This is a genomic window from Palleronia abyssalis (genome assembly GCF_900302445.1).
In the GTDB taxonomy this organism is placed as follows: Bacteria; Pseudomonadota; Alphaproteobacteria; order Rhodobacterales; family Rhodobacteraceae; genus Palleronia; species Palleronia abyssalis.
Map to the genome: position 1 here is coordinate 1 of NZ_ONZF01000003.1, position 13,379 is coordinate 13,379.

The following is a 13,379-nucleotide window of genomic DNA, read 5'->3' on the forward strand; positions in this document are numbered from 1 at the left end:
TACATCGCGTCCCGTTGCCCGGCAGGGTCATGCGGAGCATGATCCCGGGAGGGGGGAAAGCCAATGCAGAACGGTTTCGTCGAGAGCTTCAACGGCAGGATGCGCGATGAGCTGCTCGACGAGACCATGTTCCGCAACTTGGCCCATGCGCGGATCGTGATCGCCGCATGGGCTAACGACTACAACACCGAACGCCCGCATTCGGCCTTGGATTACCAGACCCCGGTCGACTACGCGCGGACCCTGACCACCGCAATCAACCGCCCCGCTGCGTGAGATGAAAGCTCCGCACGTCGGGCGATTGCTCAACCTGCGCCAGCCGGCGTAAACACCAACCTGGCTCCGGTCGCCGCTGGATGAAAGTTCAGTGGCAGGTCAGTGGCGTTGCGAATCTTGGTCCGTTTCGCGGCTCTTGTCGGATCGACCAGATCAAGCCGGTAGCTTCGATCCAGAGCGGGGGCCGAGGACCCCTGGAGGACTTGGAACTATTGGCCCAAGACCGGATGACCCGGGTTCGATCAAGCTCAGAGGCGATCTTGTTGGCCGGCGAGATGGGTTCTCAGTCGGTCAGCTCCAACATGGGTGCATCGGCAGGCAACACCATCTGGGCGCGAACTATCGGGTCGAATGCGTATCCTGCTCCTGGACGGACGAAATGAACCTGAGGCTTGTCACTCAATATCTTGGTGGCAAGACCGATGCTCAAACGCATTCACAGACAGAATCCCCAGGGCATCTTCCTTATCTTGCTATTTGGCCCCTTTCCGCCCAACAGCGCAACCCTCCCCGGAAGCGGGGCGCGTCTCGACGTCGGCGGTCCTTCAGGAAGCCGTTCTTTACCCCAATCGACCGTTCCTTAGGTTGCGCCCCATCCCGGTGTCAGAAGTCAAAATGTGTCTCCGCAGAGGGATCTTGCGATCCTTGGCATCGGCCATCTCGATGAACTGGTAGCGCCCGCGATCCTTCGGCGATCGCCCATGATTGGCGGGAACCTTCAGAAGGTGCGTCAGAGCATCGTTGACCGCGTCCACCTCGATTTCGTCGACAGCGCCATCGCCGAGCATTTCCGGCCAGAATGTCGTCGCGAGACGTGCGTTGCTCGTGTTTTCCTTCTGCCATCTTGCACCATTGGCCGGGAACCGCTTCTGATCCTTGTCGAAGTCTTTCATGTCGCCAAGGCCGCGCAGTTCCAGGTACAGATTGACGGCTTCCGGCAGCGTGATGCCACGTTCCTTCTCGATGGCAGCCAGAGACTCCTCCGTCAGGAGCTTCCTGTCGATGAGGATGCGGGGCGGACGGGCAGCAATCCGCACCTTCTGCCAGCTTTCCTCGTCGTAGCCCTCGGGATTTTGCAGCCCGGCCGGGACGATGATGGGCGTAAGGGACGTTGAACCGTGAAGTGCCGCCGAGACCTTGCTGGACGGGACGGCGGGCTCACATGTCGTCATCTCTTCCAAGAGAGCTGGGGTAACGGCTTCAGGCTGCATCGCATTCGCGCCGGGTTCAGATGTTGCAAGGGTCGCCGCGCGCGCAGGCTCAGGTTCGGCGCTTGCGCAGGCGAAGGCCGCCGGGGCCACAGTCGCACCGGCCAACGTGGCGGCGGGTCGGGTTGCGCTTGATCCGGAGGCCGCGACGGCAGGCCGGAAGAACACTGTCGGTCGGTCGTAGAGACCTTGCTGGCGCCGGTAGCGCTCCTGGCTCACATCGAGCAGGACCTTCGTCGCCTCGTAGGCCAGCGCGGTCCAGTCGTCATCATGTTCGTCGAGCGTGATCCCGAGTTGAGCGGCAACATGACGGAGCGGCTGCCGCGCGACGTTTCGATCACCAAGGTACAGCGCCTGCCGCAAAACTGACAGGAGCGCTTCCTCCCGCCCGAGATCCAGTGCCGCGACGTCGGGGCTGCGCCAGCCGGCAATCGCCCGTGCACGTTCGAATGGCTCGACCTCGAAGCGAGCGAGCTGTTCGAGCAGCCGGGCCTGAATGTCGGGTGCAATCGACATGGTCTTCGCCGCATCTGCGGCGAAGACCATGTCGCTCATCTCGGTGAGGCGGCGGGCCAGGATCTTCGCGTCCCGGAGGACCTGGCAACGCAGGGAGAAACACAGCTTAAAAACTGTTCTTGGGGTACACACCTCTGTCGGAGATCGGTAGATGGCATGGCACCCCGGTCCCGTAGGGACCGGGGCAGGCGCCAGCAGTAGCCGGATTTTCTGATTTCAAGGTGGGGCGGCCGGCTCCGATTCCGGGGCATGGGAATGCCCTCCTGTGCACACGATGTGCACCGCCGTGTGCACCCTAATGTGCACCTCGTCGTCGAGCTCCGAATCCGGATATCGGAAATCCCTTGTTTTCAGCTACTTGAGGATTTTGGCTCCGGCGGTAGGGATCGAACCTACGACCAATTGATTAACAGTCAACTGCTCTACCGCTGAGCTACGCCGGACCACGACTGGGCGTATAACAAGGGTATTCGGTGGCTTCAAGCGCTTCACACCGAAAAATCACGCGCGATAGAAGATCGAGGTTCGGGATAGCTCGCCCTCGGTGCAAACGAAGTTTCTCTGCGTTAAATCAATGAGATGCGCCAGTACGTTGCGAGTTGCGGCGGGCAACAACAGGGGATCGATCGCGTCGTAGACCCGCTTGGCCAGCTGCTGTGGCGTTCCGGGGGCCGCATCGAGGGCCGCGATGATCTGTGCTTCGCGACTCTCCCGGTGGGAGATCAGCCAGTTGGTCCGTTCAGCCGGGTCATCGATGCGGCCTCCATGTCCGGGATAAAGGACTCGGGCGCCCATGGCTCTTACTCGGCGGCACGAGTCCATGAAGGCGGTCAGATCGCCGTCGGGCGGGGAAACAAGGCTCGACGCCCACCCCATGACCAGATCCCCGGAAAAGATCGTATCGCGCCAGGCAAAGGACAGGTGATTGCCGAAATGCCCCGGCGTCCAGATCGCGCGGATGGGGCCCGCGGGCGTGTGCAAAACCTCGCCATCCGCTAGGGTTTCGTCTGGGGCAAAGCTTGCGTCGACCCCTTCCCCGCCGCCGAGGTCGTCCAGCCCCTGCATGACCGGCGACTGTCCAGCGCGAGCATCGCCGAAGGCCAGCACCGGTGCCCCCGTCGCGGCGCCGAGCCGCCTTGCTAAAGGGGAATGGTCCAGATGGGCGTGGGTCACCAGAATATGGCTGATGCTCCCTACGCTGAGGATTGCCTCCAGATGCCGATCATCGTCGGGGCCGGGGTCGATGACCGTGAACGGCCCCTGCCCCAAGATATATGTGTTCGTTCCCCGTTCAGTCATCGGGCCGGGATTCGGGGCAATCATGCGCATGAGGCCCGGTTCAAGTCGTTCCATCCCTTCCTCCCGTCGTACGCTCGACCTAGAGTCGCACCATGACATTCACCTGGCTCAAACGCTACGTTCCGAAATCGCTATACGGCCGGGCCTTCATCATCCTGCTGCTGCCGGTCGTCGTCCTGCAGGTTGTCGTTTCGGTCGCCTTCGTCCAGCGCCTGTTCGAGGACGTCACCCGGCAGCTGACGGGCAACGTCGCGTACGAGTTGCGCTACGTCCTGGACCGCATCGATGCGGCCCCCGACGTCGAGACGGCCCGGGCGACGGCCCGCGTCGTGGGGGCCGAGTTTGACATCATTGCCCGGTTGCCGGACCCGGCACCGCTGACCGCCAATGCGCGGCGCTTCTACGACCTTTCGGGACGGCTGGTGATCCCCACGCTGAACGACCGGCTGGGCGGCGTCAGCGGTATCGACCTGGCCACTGATGACGGCATCGTGGATTTGACCGCGCGCACGGCGTACGGCCCCCTCAGGCTGACCTTCGACCGTGACCGCGTCTCGGCGCAGAACCCGCACCAGCTGCCGGTGATCATGGTGCTGACCGCGCTTTTGATGACCGTGGTGGCCTACCTGTTCATGAAGAACCAGTTGCGCCCGATCAAGCGGCTGGGCGATGCAGCTGCCGCCTTCGGGCGCGGACGGTCTGTGGCCTATCACCCGTCGGGCGCACAGGAAGTTCGGGCCGCCGGGACCGCCTTTCTGGACATGCGCGCCCGGATCGAGCGGCAGATCGAGCAGCGCACGATGATGCTGTCGGGAATCAGCCATGATCTGCGCACCCCGTTGACCCGGCTGAATCTGGGGCTCGAACTCAGCGACGATCCCGACGCGCCCGCCATGCGCCGCGATGTGGCCGAGATGCGCGGGATGCTGGACGCTTTCCTCGATTTCGCGCGGGAAGGCACGATGGCCGCCCCGTCGGAAGCCGATCCGGTGGCGATCCTGCGGGACGTGGTCGAAAAGGCACGGCGCGGCGGGGGGGCGGTCGCGGAAGGCAGGGTTGATCCCCTGAGATCGGCGATGCTGAACCCGCTGGCCGTGGGTCGTGCCCTGGAGAACCTCTTGGGGAATGCCTTGCGGTATGGCTCGACCGCGCGGGTCTCGCTCGAAGTGTCCGAGCGAGCCCTCGTCTACGTGGTCGAGGATGACGGCCCCGGCATCCCGGCCGAGGCACGGGACAAGGCCATGCGGGCCTTCGCGCGCCTGGACGATGCCCGCAATCAGAACAGCGGGGCCGGCGTCGGGCTGGGACTGGCCATCGCGCAGGATGTGGCTCGCCAGCACGGGGGCGTCCTGCGACTGGACCGGTCCGAGGGGATGGGCGGCCTGCGGGCCGATCTGGTTCTCGCGCGATGACCCTGCCGGTCTCGGCGTGGGGGTCGACCCGCCCCCTGGCCCCCGTGGCCGCGCATCTGGGCGGCGAGGCGGCGCTGGTCGAATGGATGGCCGAAGAAGCGGCGCGTGCGGGGGATCCGGCGTTCACCGAACTTTTTTCGGGCGCGGCGCGGGCGCTGAAGCTTCCGCTCGGGCTGTTCGCCCAGCGCCATCTGCCATCGCTGCTGGGTGGGATACGCTTTTTCGGGGGCGACGTGACGCGCCCCTTCGTCGAGGTGATCGCCCACGACCTGCCATTGGAAACGCTGCGCGCGACGGTTTGGAGAGAATGGGCGGATTTCGCGCCACGGGCCTTCCGGCTTCTCGTCCCCGGTGACCACTCGATGCCCTGTGAAACCTGCCTCGATCAGACCGTTCACATCGCCCGAGCGGGCACCATCGCGCAGGCGGGCGCAACGCTTGCTCTGTTCGACGGCCCCGAGACAGCTCAGGTCATTCTGGATGCGGCATTCGCCGCCAGCCGCGTCGATCCCGGTTTCGCAGGGGCCGTGAGCCCGACCGACGACCTTCCCGCACTGTTCGATGCGGAGCGTCTTCACGCCATCCTGTACCAAGGGGTGCCCGTCGGCCTGATCGCCACGCGCCCGGGCCGGATCGCCTGGATCGACGGAGAGATCGTGCAAGAACTTGCGGTCCATCCGGACCATCGCGGCCGCGGACTGGCCGCCGCCGGACATCGGGCGCTGGCCGCGACCTTTTCACCCGAACGGCCCTACATGGGCACGATCGCGGCGCAGAACCCGGCATCGCGCAAGAGTGCCGAGCGTTCGGGCCGACCGGCCGCGCTGAAATGGGTGTTCGTTCCGATCGACCCTACCCGGCGGGGCGTCATCCCCTGAACCCCTGCGCCACGACGAACTTTTCCGACGAGTCCGAACGGCTGGCCGGGGGTTTGACGTTCGCCACTTTCTCGAACCGGCGCTTCAATTCGGCCTGGAGGCCATCCTCGGTCCCGCCCTGAAGGACCTTGGCCACGAAAGTGCCGCCCGGGTTCAAAACGTCGAAGGCCAGTTCCGCCGCGGCTTCGCACAGTGCCACGATACGCAGGTGATCGGTCTGCTTGTGCCCCGACGACGAGGCCGCCATGTCGGACATCACCACGTCCGCAGACCCGCCAAGCCAGGCCTTGACCTGATCGTCCGCTCCGGGCTCCATGAAGTCCAACTGATGGATCTCGGCGCCCGCGATCGGCTCGACCTCCTGAAGGTCAAGCCCCAGGATCCGGCCCACCGGCTTGCCCGATTTCTCGCCTAAGGCGTTGATGCGGGGCACCGCGACTTGAAGCCAGCCGCCCGGCGCGCAGCCCAGATCCACGACACGCGCGCCCGGCTTGAAGAACCCGAACCGGTCGTCCAGTTCCATGATCTTGAACGCCGCGCGGCCCCGGAACCCCTCGTCCTTGGCGCGCTTAACGTATGGATCGTTGAGTTGCCGTTGCAGCCACCGGGTCGAGGACAGAGTCCGCCCCCGTGCCGTCTTTACCTTGACCGTCAGATCGCGCTGCCCGCGCCCGCTTGTCTTCTTTGCCATGATCAGGGCCTCCTTCCCGTCCACTTACGCCGCAACTCGGCCCGCACAAGAGGAATGCGCCGACTTCCACGACACAGCGCTTGCTTTTGGCCACGCATCATACTTCCTTTGGGTCAGCCAAACCCCGGAGTCACCTCATGCCCTATTTCGACCTGTTCGTCGCGGCCGTCCCCACAGACCAGCGGGAGGCCTATACCGAGTTCTGCATCCAGTCCCACCCCATGATGCGCGATCTGGGCGCGACGGAGATCGTGGATTGCTGGGGCGACGACACGCCCCCGGGCGAGGTCACGTCCTTGCCAATGGCCGTCAAGGCTGAAGATGGCGAGACGGTGGTCATGGGCTGGGTCGTCTGGCCCGACAAGGCCACCCGGGACGCGGGCTGGGCCAAGATGATGAACGACATGCCGGAGATGGAGATGCCCTTCGACGGCAAGCGCATGATCTTCGGTGGCTTCACGGAAGTGCTGTCGACGCGGCCGTGACAAGCACAAGGGCGGCGGACCTCAATACGGCCCGTCGTCCAGCACCCCGTCCGCCGACATTTGCGCATATAAAAGCCCCTCGCGCAGGCCCCGGTCCGCCACGGACAGACGGTCCGTGGGCCAGACCCGCAGGAGCGCCTGAAGAATGGCCGATCCCGACATGATCAGCGTCTGACGGTCCCGCCCGATCCGAGGATCGTTGCGCCGTCCCTCGGGGCCCAGGGTAAGGTAGTCGCGGATCACGGCGTCGATCTGGTCGCTTGTCATCCTCAACCCGTCGACACGGTTGCGGTCATACCGCTTCAGCCCGAGGTGACTGGCGGCCACTGTGGTCACGGTGCCGCTGGTACCGATGATCTGGAACCCCTCACGGGCCTGCTCCTTCGCATACGGCGCGAAGTTCACAAGGTTCTCCTCGAAGAACCAGCTCATCAGGGCAAAACGGGCGGCGTCGTTGCGCACGTCATTGAACTGCTCGCGCAGCGTCGCGACCCCCAGCGGCACACTGATCCAGTCGACCACCCGCGCTGCCGGGAATGGAGAGCCGTCAACGGGCCGGAACCCGGCGTGAAGACGCATGATCGCGCGCGGCCGGTCGTGACGGGGCACGCGTGTCAGGTCGATCCACACAAGCTCGGTCGAGCCGCCGCCGATATCGACGACCAGCAGCTGTTCGGTCTTGGTGGACACCAACGGCGCGCAGGAGATGACCGCCAGCCGGGCTTCTTCCTCGGGGGCGATGATTTCCAGCTTCAGGCCAGCCTCGCGTTCGACTGTCGAAATGAACTCGCCCGCGTTCGTCGCCCGGCGACAAGCCTCTGTCGCGACTAACCGCATCCGGCTCACGTGCCGTTTCTCGATCTTGGAGCGGCAGATCTTCAGCGCGTGGACCGTTCGGTCCATCGACGTGCGCGACAGCCGCCCAGTCGCCTCTAGCCCGAGCCCCAGCTGGACGGACTTCGAAAACGAATCCACGACGTGGAACTGATTTCCCTTGGGCTGGGCAATCAGCATGCGGCACGAGTTCGTGCCGAGATCCAGGGCCGCGTAAAGCGACGCCGGATCGGGTTTCATGGTGCGCGGCGGCTCGACCGGCTTCGGGAACGCGCCCGCACCTTCGGGACGCCTGGGCGCCATCGTGTCGCCCTCCAATCAGTTGCCTCGATGGTAGGTCCGCGGCACGCGTGAGGCAAGTGCCGTCTGGGGATCGACAGTCCACCCCGCCCTCAAGAAGATGATGAATTCTTTGCGCTTGTCCGTGCATGGCCTCTTGGCGGCGCATTCGGTACACCTCGCGTCGCTGGATGACGACGTTGCGTCGAAATCCGGCATGGGACGCGGCATTGCGCCGCGTAACAGGGACGTCAGAAGCGGAAAGGGCAGCACCGATGGCCGAGATCACGATCGTATACTGGCGGGACATCCCTGCACAGGTGATCGCGGGCAAGGGCCGCCGGGGGGTGAAGAAGCCCCTGCCCGAACGGTTCGAACAGGCGATCGACCGCGCTGCGATGAAATCGGGCGCGGCCGGGACAGACGATTATCTGGCGGAATGGCGCAAGGCGCCCCCCGTTACGGTCGACGGTCCCGAAGAAGACGCCGCCGCGGATGCGGTGGCCCGGATCGACGCCGAATACGACCAGGAGCGTCTGAAGACGCTTATCGCCAACGACGGCAGAGCCTGACCGCCTGCCCCTGTCCATCGGGAGCCTTCATGTCGATCCTTTCCTTCCGCAAGCCGTCCAAGACCCCTGCCCCGACCTCCGACGTAACCGCAGGCTTCCTGCAGGGTCACTCGATCGAGGTGATGCCACGCACGGCCGAGAAGGTGGAGGATTTTCGCACCCTTCTGGCCCCCGGCACGCGCGTCTACATCGCCCATATCGACGGCACCCCAATCGAGGACATGGTCGCCACCGCCCGGCGCATCGCCGCCGAAGGGTTCGAGGTCATGCCCCATTTCCCCGCCCGCATCATCGCGGATGCCGATACGCTGGGCGACTGGATCGCCCGCTATCAGGGGGAAGCCGGGATCACGCAGGGCCTGATCCTGGCGGGCGGCGTGTCCGAGCCCAAGGGCGCCTTCGACAACGCGATGCAGCTTCTGGATACGGGGCTTTTTGACAAGGCGGGCTTCACCCGGCTGCACGTGGCGGGCCACCCCGAGGGCAACCGCGACATCGATCCCGACGGAAGCGACCGCAACGTGTCGGACGCGCTGCGCTGGAAGCAGGCGTTCTCCGACCGGACGGACGCGCAAATGGCGATCACGACGCAGTTCTGCTTCGAGGCAAAGCCGGTCATCGCATGGGCCGAAGCTCTGCGCACGAACGGGATCGACCTTCCCGTCCATATCGGCATCGCGGGCCCCGCGAAGCTGCAGACGCTGATCAAGTTCGCCGTGGCCTGCGGCGTCGGCCCGTCGCTGCGAGTGCTGCAAAAGCGCGCGCTGGACGTGACCAAGCTGGTGATGCCCTACACCCCAGACGACGTCGTGGCCGAGCTTGCCGCCCACAAGGCCGCGAACCCCGACTTCGCCATCGAAGCCGTCCACCTGTTCCCGCTGGGCGGGATCAAGGCCACGGCTGACTGGGTCGCAGACCGGACAGGGACCGCTCAGGCCCGGGCGACGCAATGACGCCTGCGCTCCTCTTCGATCTTGACGGCACCCTCATCGAAACCGACCCGATCCACGCGGCGGTCTTCGTCGAGATGTTCGCCGAAGAGGGGCGCGAGATCGACGAATCCTACTACTACGACCACATCCACGGCCGCCTGAACGACGACATCTTCGGCGATGCCTTTCCCGGCCGCGATCCCAAGGTCATGGCCGACACCAAGGAAGCGCGGTTCCGCGAAAGGCTTGGCGATCGGGCCGATCCCATGCCCGGGCTGCCCGCCCTTCTGGACCGGGCCGAGGCCGAGGGATGGGGCATGGCCGTCGTCACCAACGCCCCCCGCGCCAATGCCGAAGCGATGCTGGCAGCCCTGCGCCTGACGACGCGTTTGCCTATCCTGATCGTCGGCGACGAACTGGCGCGCGGCAAGCCGGACCCCCTGCCTTACCAGACCGCCCTGGACCAACTGGGCGTACTGGCGCAGCGGTCTTTGGCCTTCGATGACAGCCCCTCGGGGGTGACCTCGGCCAGCCGCGCCGGTATTCCGACCCTCGGGCTGCGGTCGTCACTGACCCACGACCGACTGACCGCCGCCGGGGCGCACGATACGATTGCCGACTTCACCGATCCGACCCTCGGGGTCTGGCTCGACCGCATGCAGAAGGAAGACACATGACCCGCACCGTCCTCGAATCGAAGACGAAGACCGTCACCATCGGTTTCGACGAACCGTTCTGCGTCATCGGCGAACGCATCAACCCCACCGGACGCAAGAAGCTGGCGGCCGAGCTTGAGGCGGGCGATTTTTCCACGGTCGAAAAGGACGCGCTGGAGCAGATGGCCTGCGGGGCCATGGTTCTCGATGTGAATGCGGGCGTGGTCTACAATTCCAACCCCAACCCGAACGAGACCGAACCGCCGCTGATGCGTAAGGTGATCGAACTGGTGCAGGCCCTTGTGGACCTACCGCTCTGCATCGACAGTTCGGTGCCCGGCGCGCTCGAAGCCGGGTTGGAAGCGTGCGAGGGACGCCCCCTTCTGAACTCGGTAACGGGTGAGGAAGACCGGCTGGAGCTGGTGCTGCCGCTGGTCAAGAAATACAACGTGCCGGTCGTTGCAATTTCGAACGACGACACCGGGATCAGCGAAGACCCCGAGGTGCGTTTTGCCGTCGCCAAGAAGATCGTCGAGCGCGCGGCCGATTTCGGCATCCCCGCCCATGACATCGTGGTCGACCCCTTGGTGATGCCCGTGGGTGCGATGGCCACCGCCGGGCGCCAGGTCTTCGAACTGGTGGGCAAATTGCGCAACGAACTTGGCGTGAACACGACCTGCGGCGCGTCGAATATCTCGTTCGGTCTGCCCCACCGCCACGGGATCAACGCCGCGTTCCTGCCCATGGCCATCGGCGCGGGCATGACGAGTGCGATCATGAACCCCGTCCGCCCGGTCGAGATGGAGGCCGTGCGCGCCGCCAACTTCCTGATGAACCATGATGCGAACGGGTCCGAGTGGATCAAGTTCAGCCGCGTTCTGGACGCGGTCGAAGGCGGTCAGAGCTATCCCGAGGCGTCAAAAGCCGCGCTGGATGCGGGCGGCGGACGCGGGGGACGTTCGGGCGGCCGCAGGCGTCGGGGGTAAAGCAATCTTCACCGCCGTGATGCAAATGTCGGTCCATGCTGACGATAGCGACAGCAGCGGCCAACCTAGACGCGCTGTTCGCCGCCAAGGCTGTAGCGCGCGGCAGGGTGGTGCCCCGATCCGCGGCTTGCGCGGACGAACATATCGGGCAAGAGCGATTGACCGCCGAGGTCCGGCGCCAGGACTTTCACATGATCCGGCGCGGGGGCCAGTACGTCGTCACTTGGAATCCCGGGTTTCTGGAAGTCGTCCGCTGAACCGGATTTTCGATCCGAAAATCTGGGCTGCGCCGTCCTCGACCATATCCGGCCCCAATCCCTGGCAAGATCGATATTATGTCTGACACCGATCCCCTCGTCATCTTCACCCCCTCCGGCAAGCGGGCTCGGGTGCCCGCCGGGACAACCGTCCTCGCGGCTGCAAGGCGCATGGGCGTTGACCTCGACAGCGTATGTGGGGGGCGTGGCATCTGCTCCAAATGCCAGATCGCGCCGCAGATCGGCCAGCATTCGAAGCACGGCGTCACGGTTTCCGAAACCGCGCTGAGCGACTGGAACAAGGTCGAAGCGCGGTATGACGAGAAGCGTGGCCTTAAAGCTGGCCGCCGCCTGGGATGCCAAGCCCAGATTCAGGGCGATGTCGTCCTTGACGTGCCGCCCGAAAGCCAGGTCCACCGCCAGGTCGTGCGCAAGGCGGCGACCGTCCGAGATATCCGCATGGACCCGGCCACCCGCCTTTTCTACGTCGAGGTGGACGCGCCCGACATGCACGAGCCTTCGGGCGATCTGGAACGCCTCAATCGGGCGCTTAAGTCGCAGTGGGATGTCGGGCCGGTCGAGGCCCCGCTGCAAATCCTGCATAAGTTGCAGCCGACCCTGCGCAAGGACGGCTTCCGGGTGACTGTCGCGGTCCATCAGGCCCATCGCGGGCCTGCCCGCCTGATCGACATCTGGCCGGGGCTGTACGAAGGCGGGCTGTACGGGCTGGCCATCGACCTTGGCTCGACCACCATCGCCGCGCATCTGTGCGATCTCGATACCGGGGCGGTCGTTGCATCCGCCGGGCTGATGAACCCTCAGATCCGCTTCGGCGAAGACCTGATGAGCCGGGTCAGCTACGCCATGATGAATCCCGGCGGCGACCGAGAAATGACGCGCGTGGTGCGCGAGGCGATGGACCAGCTGTCGGCGGACATCGCCGAGGAAGCCGGGATCGCGCCCACCGCCATCGTCGAGGCCGTGATCGTCTGCAATCCGGTCATGCACCACCTGCTTCTGGGCATCGACCCGGTCGAGCTTGGCCAGGCACCCTTCGCGCTGGCCACGTCGGATGCGATCGACTGCGCCACCGCCGAGCTCGACCTCGCCCGGATCAACGCCGGGGCGCGCGCCTATATCCTCCCATGCATCGCGGGCCATGTCGGGGCGGACGCCGCCGCCGTTGCCCTGTCCGAAGCACCGGGCGAGCAGGATGAGCTGACACTGATCGTCGATGTCGGCACAAATGCCGAGATCCTGCTAGGCGACCGCGAAAGGGTCCTGGCCTGTTCCTCGCCCACGGGCCCCGCGTTCGAGGGGGCGCAGATCAGTTCGGGCCAACGCGCCGCCTCCGGCGCGATCGACGCCATCCGCATCGATCCCGACACCAAGGAGCCCCGCTTTCGCGTCATCGGCGATGATCGCTGGTCCGATGAGCCTGGCTTTGATGCTGAAGTGACCGGCATATGCGGCTCGGGCATCATCGAGGCGCTTGCCGAGATGCGCATGGCGGGCCTCATCGATACTTCGGGATTGATCGGCTCGGCCGCGCAAACCGGGACGGACCGGATGCGCGTCGAAGGCCGGACCCATGCCTACGTCATCCACGAGGACGGCGATCGCGTGATCTCGGTTACGCAAGGCGACGTGCGGGCGATCCAGCTGGCGAAATCCGCCCTTTACGCGGGCGCTCGTCTTTTGATGGACGAGCGTGGCGTGGATCGGGTTGGAAAGGTGGTGCTTGCCGGGGCGTTCGGGGCACATATCAGTCCCAAGCACGCCATGGTATTGGGCATGATCCCGGACGTGCCGCTGGACCGCGTAACCAGCGCCGGCAACGCCGCGGGAACCGGCGCCCGCATCGCCCTGCTGAACCGTGCCGCCCGGGCCGAGATCGAGACGGGCGTCCGCCGCATCCACAAGGTCGAAACCGCCATCGAGCCGCGCTTTCAGGAGCATTTCGTTGCAGCAAACGCCCTGCCCCATGCGACGGATCCGTTCCCCGAACTGCGCGCGATCGTTCCGCTGCCCGAACTCTCTTTCAACCAGAACGGAGAGGACGGTGGCCGGCAGCGCCGCCGCAAGCGCCGCTAGGCTA

General features: G+C 65.3%; 13 protein-coding genes, 1 tRNA gene and 1 pseudogene. 10 read left to right on the top strand and 5 right to left on the bottom strand.

Going from position 1 to position 13,379, the window contains the following annotated elements; genetic code table 11:
- Nucleotides 1-54: 54 nt before the first annotated feature.
- Nucleotides 55-360 (top strand): annotated as a pseudogene (locus PAA8504_RS07330) (integrase core domain-containing protein); the annotation flags it as partial.
- A 476-nt stretch (nucleotides 361-836) separates the two neighbouring features.
- Here PAA8504_RS07330 and PAA8504_RS07335 read toward each other — a convergent pair.
- The 3 genes from PAA8504_RS07335 to PAA8504_RS07345 form a co-directional block, all read right to left on the bottom strand.
- Entirely contained in the window at nucleotides 837-2,030 is a 1,194-nt protein-coding gene (locus PAA8504_RS07335) for a hypothetical protein (protein ID WP_146190460.1), read from the bottom strand.
- A gap of 338 nt (nucleotides 2,031-2,368) precedes the next feature.
- Nucleotides 2,369-2,443 (bottom strand) — tRNA-Asn (locus tag PAA8504_RS07340).
- Nucleotides 2,444-2,501: 58 nt separating this feature from the next.
- The gene (locus PAA8504_RS07345) at nucleotides 2,502-3,353 is read right to left on the bottom strand and encodes an MBL fold metallo-hydrolase (protein ID WP_108893547.1); all 852 of its coding nucleotides are present in this window, start codon (nucleotides 3,351-3,353) and stop codon (nucleotides 2,502-2,504) included.
- A gap of 38 nt (nucleotides 3,354-3,391) precedes the next feature.
- Here PAA8504_RS07345 and PAA8504_RS07350 point away from each other — a divergent pair, with 38 nt between their 5' ends.
- Nucleotides 3,392-4,711 (top strand): ATP-binding protein, encoded by a 1,320-nt coding sequence (locus PAA8504_RS07350; RefSeq protein WP_108893548.1) that lies wholly within the window; start codon nucleotides 3,392-3,394, stop codon nucleotides 4,709-4,711.
- Entirely contained in the window at nucleotides 4,708-5,589 is an 882-nt protein-coding gene (locus PAA8504_RS07355) for a GNAT family N-acetyltransferase (RefSeq protein ID WP_108893549.1), read from the top strand. Before PAA8504_RS07350 ends, PAA8504_RS07355 begins: the two co-directional genes overlap by 4 nt.
- Here the strand turns inward: PAA8504_RS07355 and PAA8504_RS07360 are convergent.
- The gene (locus PAA8504_RS07360) at nucleotides 5,579-6,280 is read right to left on the bottom strand and encodes an RlmE family RNA methyltransferase (protein ID WP_108893550.1); all 702 of its coding nucleotides are present in this window, start codon (nucleotides 6,278-6,280) and stop codon (nucleotides 5,579-5,581) included. The genes PAA8504_RS07355 and PAA8504_RS07360 overlap by 11 nt on opposite strands.
- Before the next feature lie 137 nt (nucleotides 6,281-6,417).
- On the opposite strand from PAA8504_RS07360, the gene PAA8504_RS07365 reads away from it, so the two are divergent.
- A complete protein-coding gene (locus PAA8504_RS07365; protein ID WP_108893551.1) occupies nucleotides 6,418-6,765 on the top strand; it encodes a DUF1428 domain-containing protein in 348 nt (115 codons plus the stop codon).
- Between the two features lie 21 nt (nucleotides 6,766-6,786).
- Here the strand turns inward: PAA8504_RS07365 and PAA8504_RS07370 are convergent, their stop codons facing one another.
- The gene (locus PAA8504_RS07370) at nucleotides 6,787-7,902 is read right to left on the bottom strand and encodes a Ppx/GppA phosphatase family protein (RefSeq protein ID WP_108893552.1); all 1,116 of its coding nucleotides are present in this window, start codon (nucleotides 7,900-7,902) and stop codon (nucleotides 6,787-6,789) included.
- 251 nt (nucleotides 7,903-8,153) lie between these two features.
- Between PAA8504_RS07370 and PAA8504_RS07375 the strand changes: the two genes are divergently transcribed.
- From PAA8504_RS07375 to PAA8504_RS07400, 6 genes are all read left to right on the top strand, one after another.
- The gene (locus PAA8504_RS07375; RefSeq protein ID WP_108893553.1) at nucleotides 8,154-8,450 is read left to right on the top strand and encodes a virulence factor; all 297 of its coding nucleotides are present in this window, start codon (nucleotides 8,154-8,156) and stop codon (nucleotides 8,448-8,450) included.
- Between the two features lie 29 nt (nucleotides 8,451-8,479).
- Entirely contained in the window at nucleotides 8,480-9,403 is a 924-nt protein-coding gene (locus tag PAA8504_RS07380) for a methylenetetrahydrofolate reductase (RefSeq protein ID WP_108893554.1), read from the top strand.
- Complete coding sequence (locus PAA8504_RS07385; RefSeq protein WP_108893555.1) at nucleotides 9,400-10,059, top strand: HAD family hydrolase; 660 nt, start codon at nucleotides 9,400-9,402, stop codon at nucleotides 10,057-10,059. The genes PAA8504_RS07380 and PAA8504_RS07385 overlap by 4 nt, the downstream gene beginning before the upstream one ends.
- Entirely contained in the window at nucleotides 10,056-11,024 is a 969-nt protein-coding gene (locus tag PAA8504_RS07390; RefSeq protein WP_108893556.1) for a methyltetrahydrofolate cobalamin methyltransferase, read from the top strand. Before PAA8504_RS07385 ends, PAA8504_RS07390 begins: the two co-directional genes overlap by 4 nt.
- A gap of 35 nt (nucleotides 11,025-11,059) precedes the next feature.
- Nucleotides 11,060-11,281, top strand: a complete 222-nt coding sequence (locus PAA8504_RS07395; protein WP_108893557.1) for an N-(5'-phosphoribosyl)anthranilate isomerase — start codon at nucleotides 11,060-11,062, stop codon at nucleotides 11,279-11,281.
- 78 nt (nucleotides 11,282-11,359) lie between these two features.
- Nucleotides 11,360-13,375, top strand: coding sequence for an ASKHA domain-containing protein (locus PAA8504_RS07400; RefSeq protein ID WP_108893558.1), 2,016 nt, complete (start codon nucleotides 11,360-11,362; stop codon nucleotides 13,373-13,375).
- The last annotated feature ends 4 nt before the right edge of the window (nucleotides 13,376-13,379 follow it).

What these genes read in the sequence shown, in the direction of transcription:
- PAA8504_RS07345 (WP_108893547.1), bottom strand. Translation starts at nt 3,353, where the DNA reads ATGGAACGACTTGAACCGGGCCTCATGCGCATGATTGCCCCGAATCCC.
- PAA8504_RS07370 (WP_108893552.1), bottom strand. Translation starts at nt 7,902, where the DNA reads ATGGCGCCCAGGCGTCCCGAAGGTGCGGGCGCGTTCCCGAAGCCGGTC.
- PAA8504_RS07365 (WP_108893551.1), top strand. Translation starts at nt 6,418, where the DNA reads ATGCCCTATTTCGACCTGTTCGTCGCGGCCGTCCCCACAGACCAGCGG.
- PAA8504_RS07380 (WP_108893554.1), top strand. Translation starts at nt 8,480, where the DNA reads ATGTCGATCCTTTCCTTCCGCAAGCCGTCCAAGACCCCTGCCCCGACC.
- PAA8504_RS07360 (WP_108893550.1), bottom strand. Translation starts at nt 6,280, where the DNA reads ATGGCAAAGAAGACAAGCGGGCGCGGGCAGCGCGATCTGACGGTCAAG.
- PAA8504_RS07375 (WP_108893553.1), top strand. Translation starts at nt 8,154, where the DNA reads ATGGCCGAGATCACGATCGTATACTGGCGGGACATCCCTGCACAGGTG.
- PAA8504_RS07350 (WP_108893548.1), top strand. Translation starts at nt 3,392, where the DNA reads ATGACATTCACCTGGCTCAAACGCTACGTTCCGAAATCGCTATACGGC.
- PAA8504_RS07385 (WP_108893555.1), top strand. Translation starts at nt 9,400, where the DNA reads ATGACGCCTGCGCTCCTCTTCGATCTTGACGGCACCCTCATCGAAACC.
- PAA8504_RS07390 (WP_108893556.1), top strand. Translation starts at nt 10,056, where the DNA reads ATGACCCGCACCGTCCTCGAATCGAAGACGAAGACCGTCACCATCGGT.
- PAA8504_RS07400 (WP_108893558.1), top strand. Translation starts at nt 11,360, where the DNA reads ATGTCTGACACCGATCCCCTCGTCATCTTCACCCCCTCCGGCAAGCGG.
- PAA8504_RS07335 (WP_146190460.1), bottom strand. Translation starts at nt 2,030, where the DNA reads ATGGTCTTCGCCGCAGATGCGGCGAAGACCATGTCGATTGCACCCGAC.
- PAA8504_RS07355 (WP_108893549.1), top strand. Translation starts at nt 4,708, where the DNA reads ATGACCCTGCCGGTCTCGGCGTGGGGGTCGACCCGCCCCCTGGCCCCC.
- PAA8504_RS07395 (WP_108893557.1), top strand. Translation starts at nt 11,060, where the DNA reads ATGCTGACGATAGCGACAGCAGCGGCCAACCTAGACGCGCTGTTCGCC.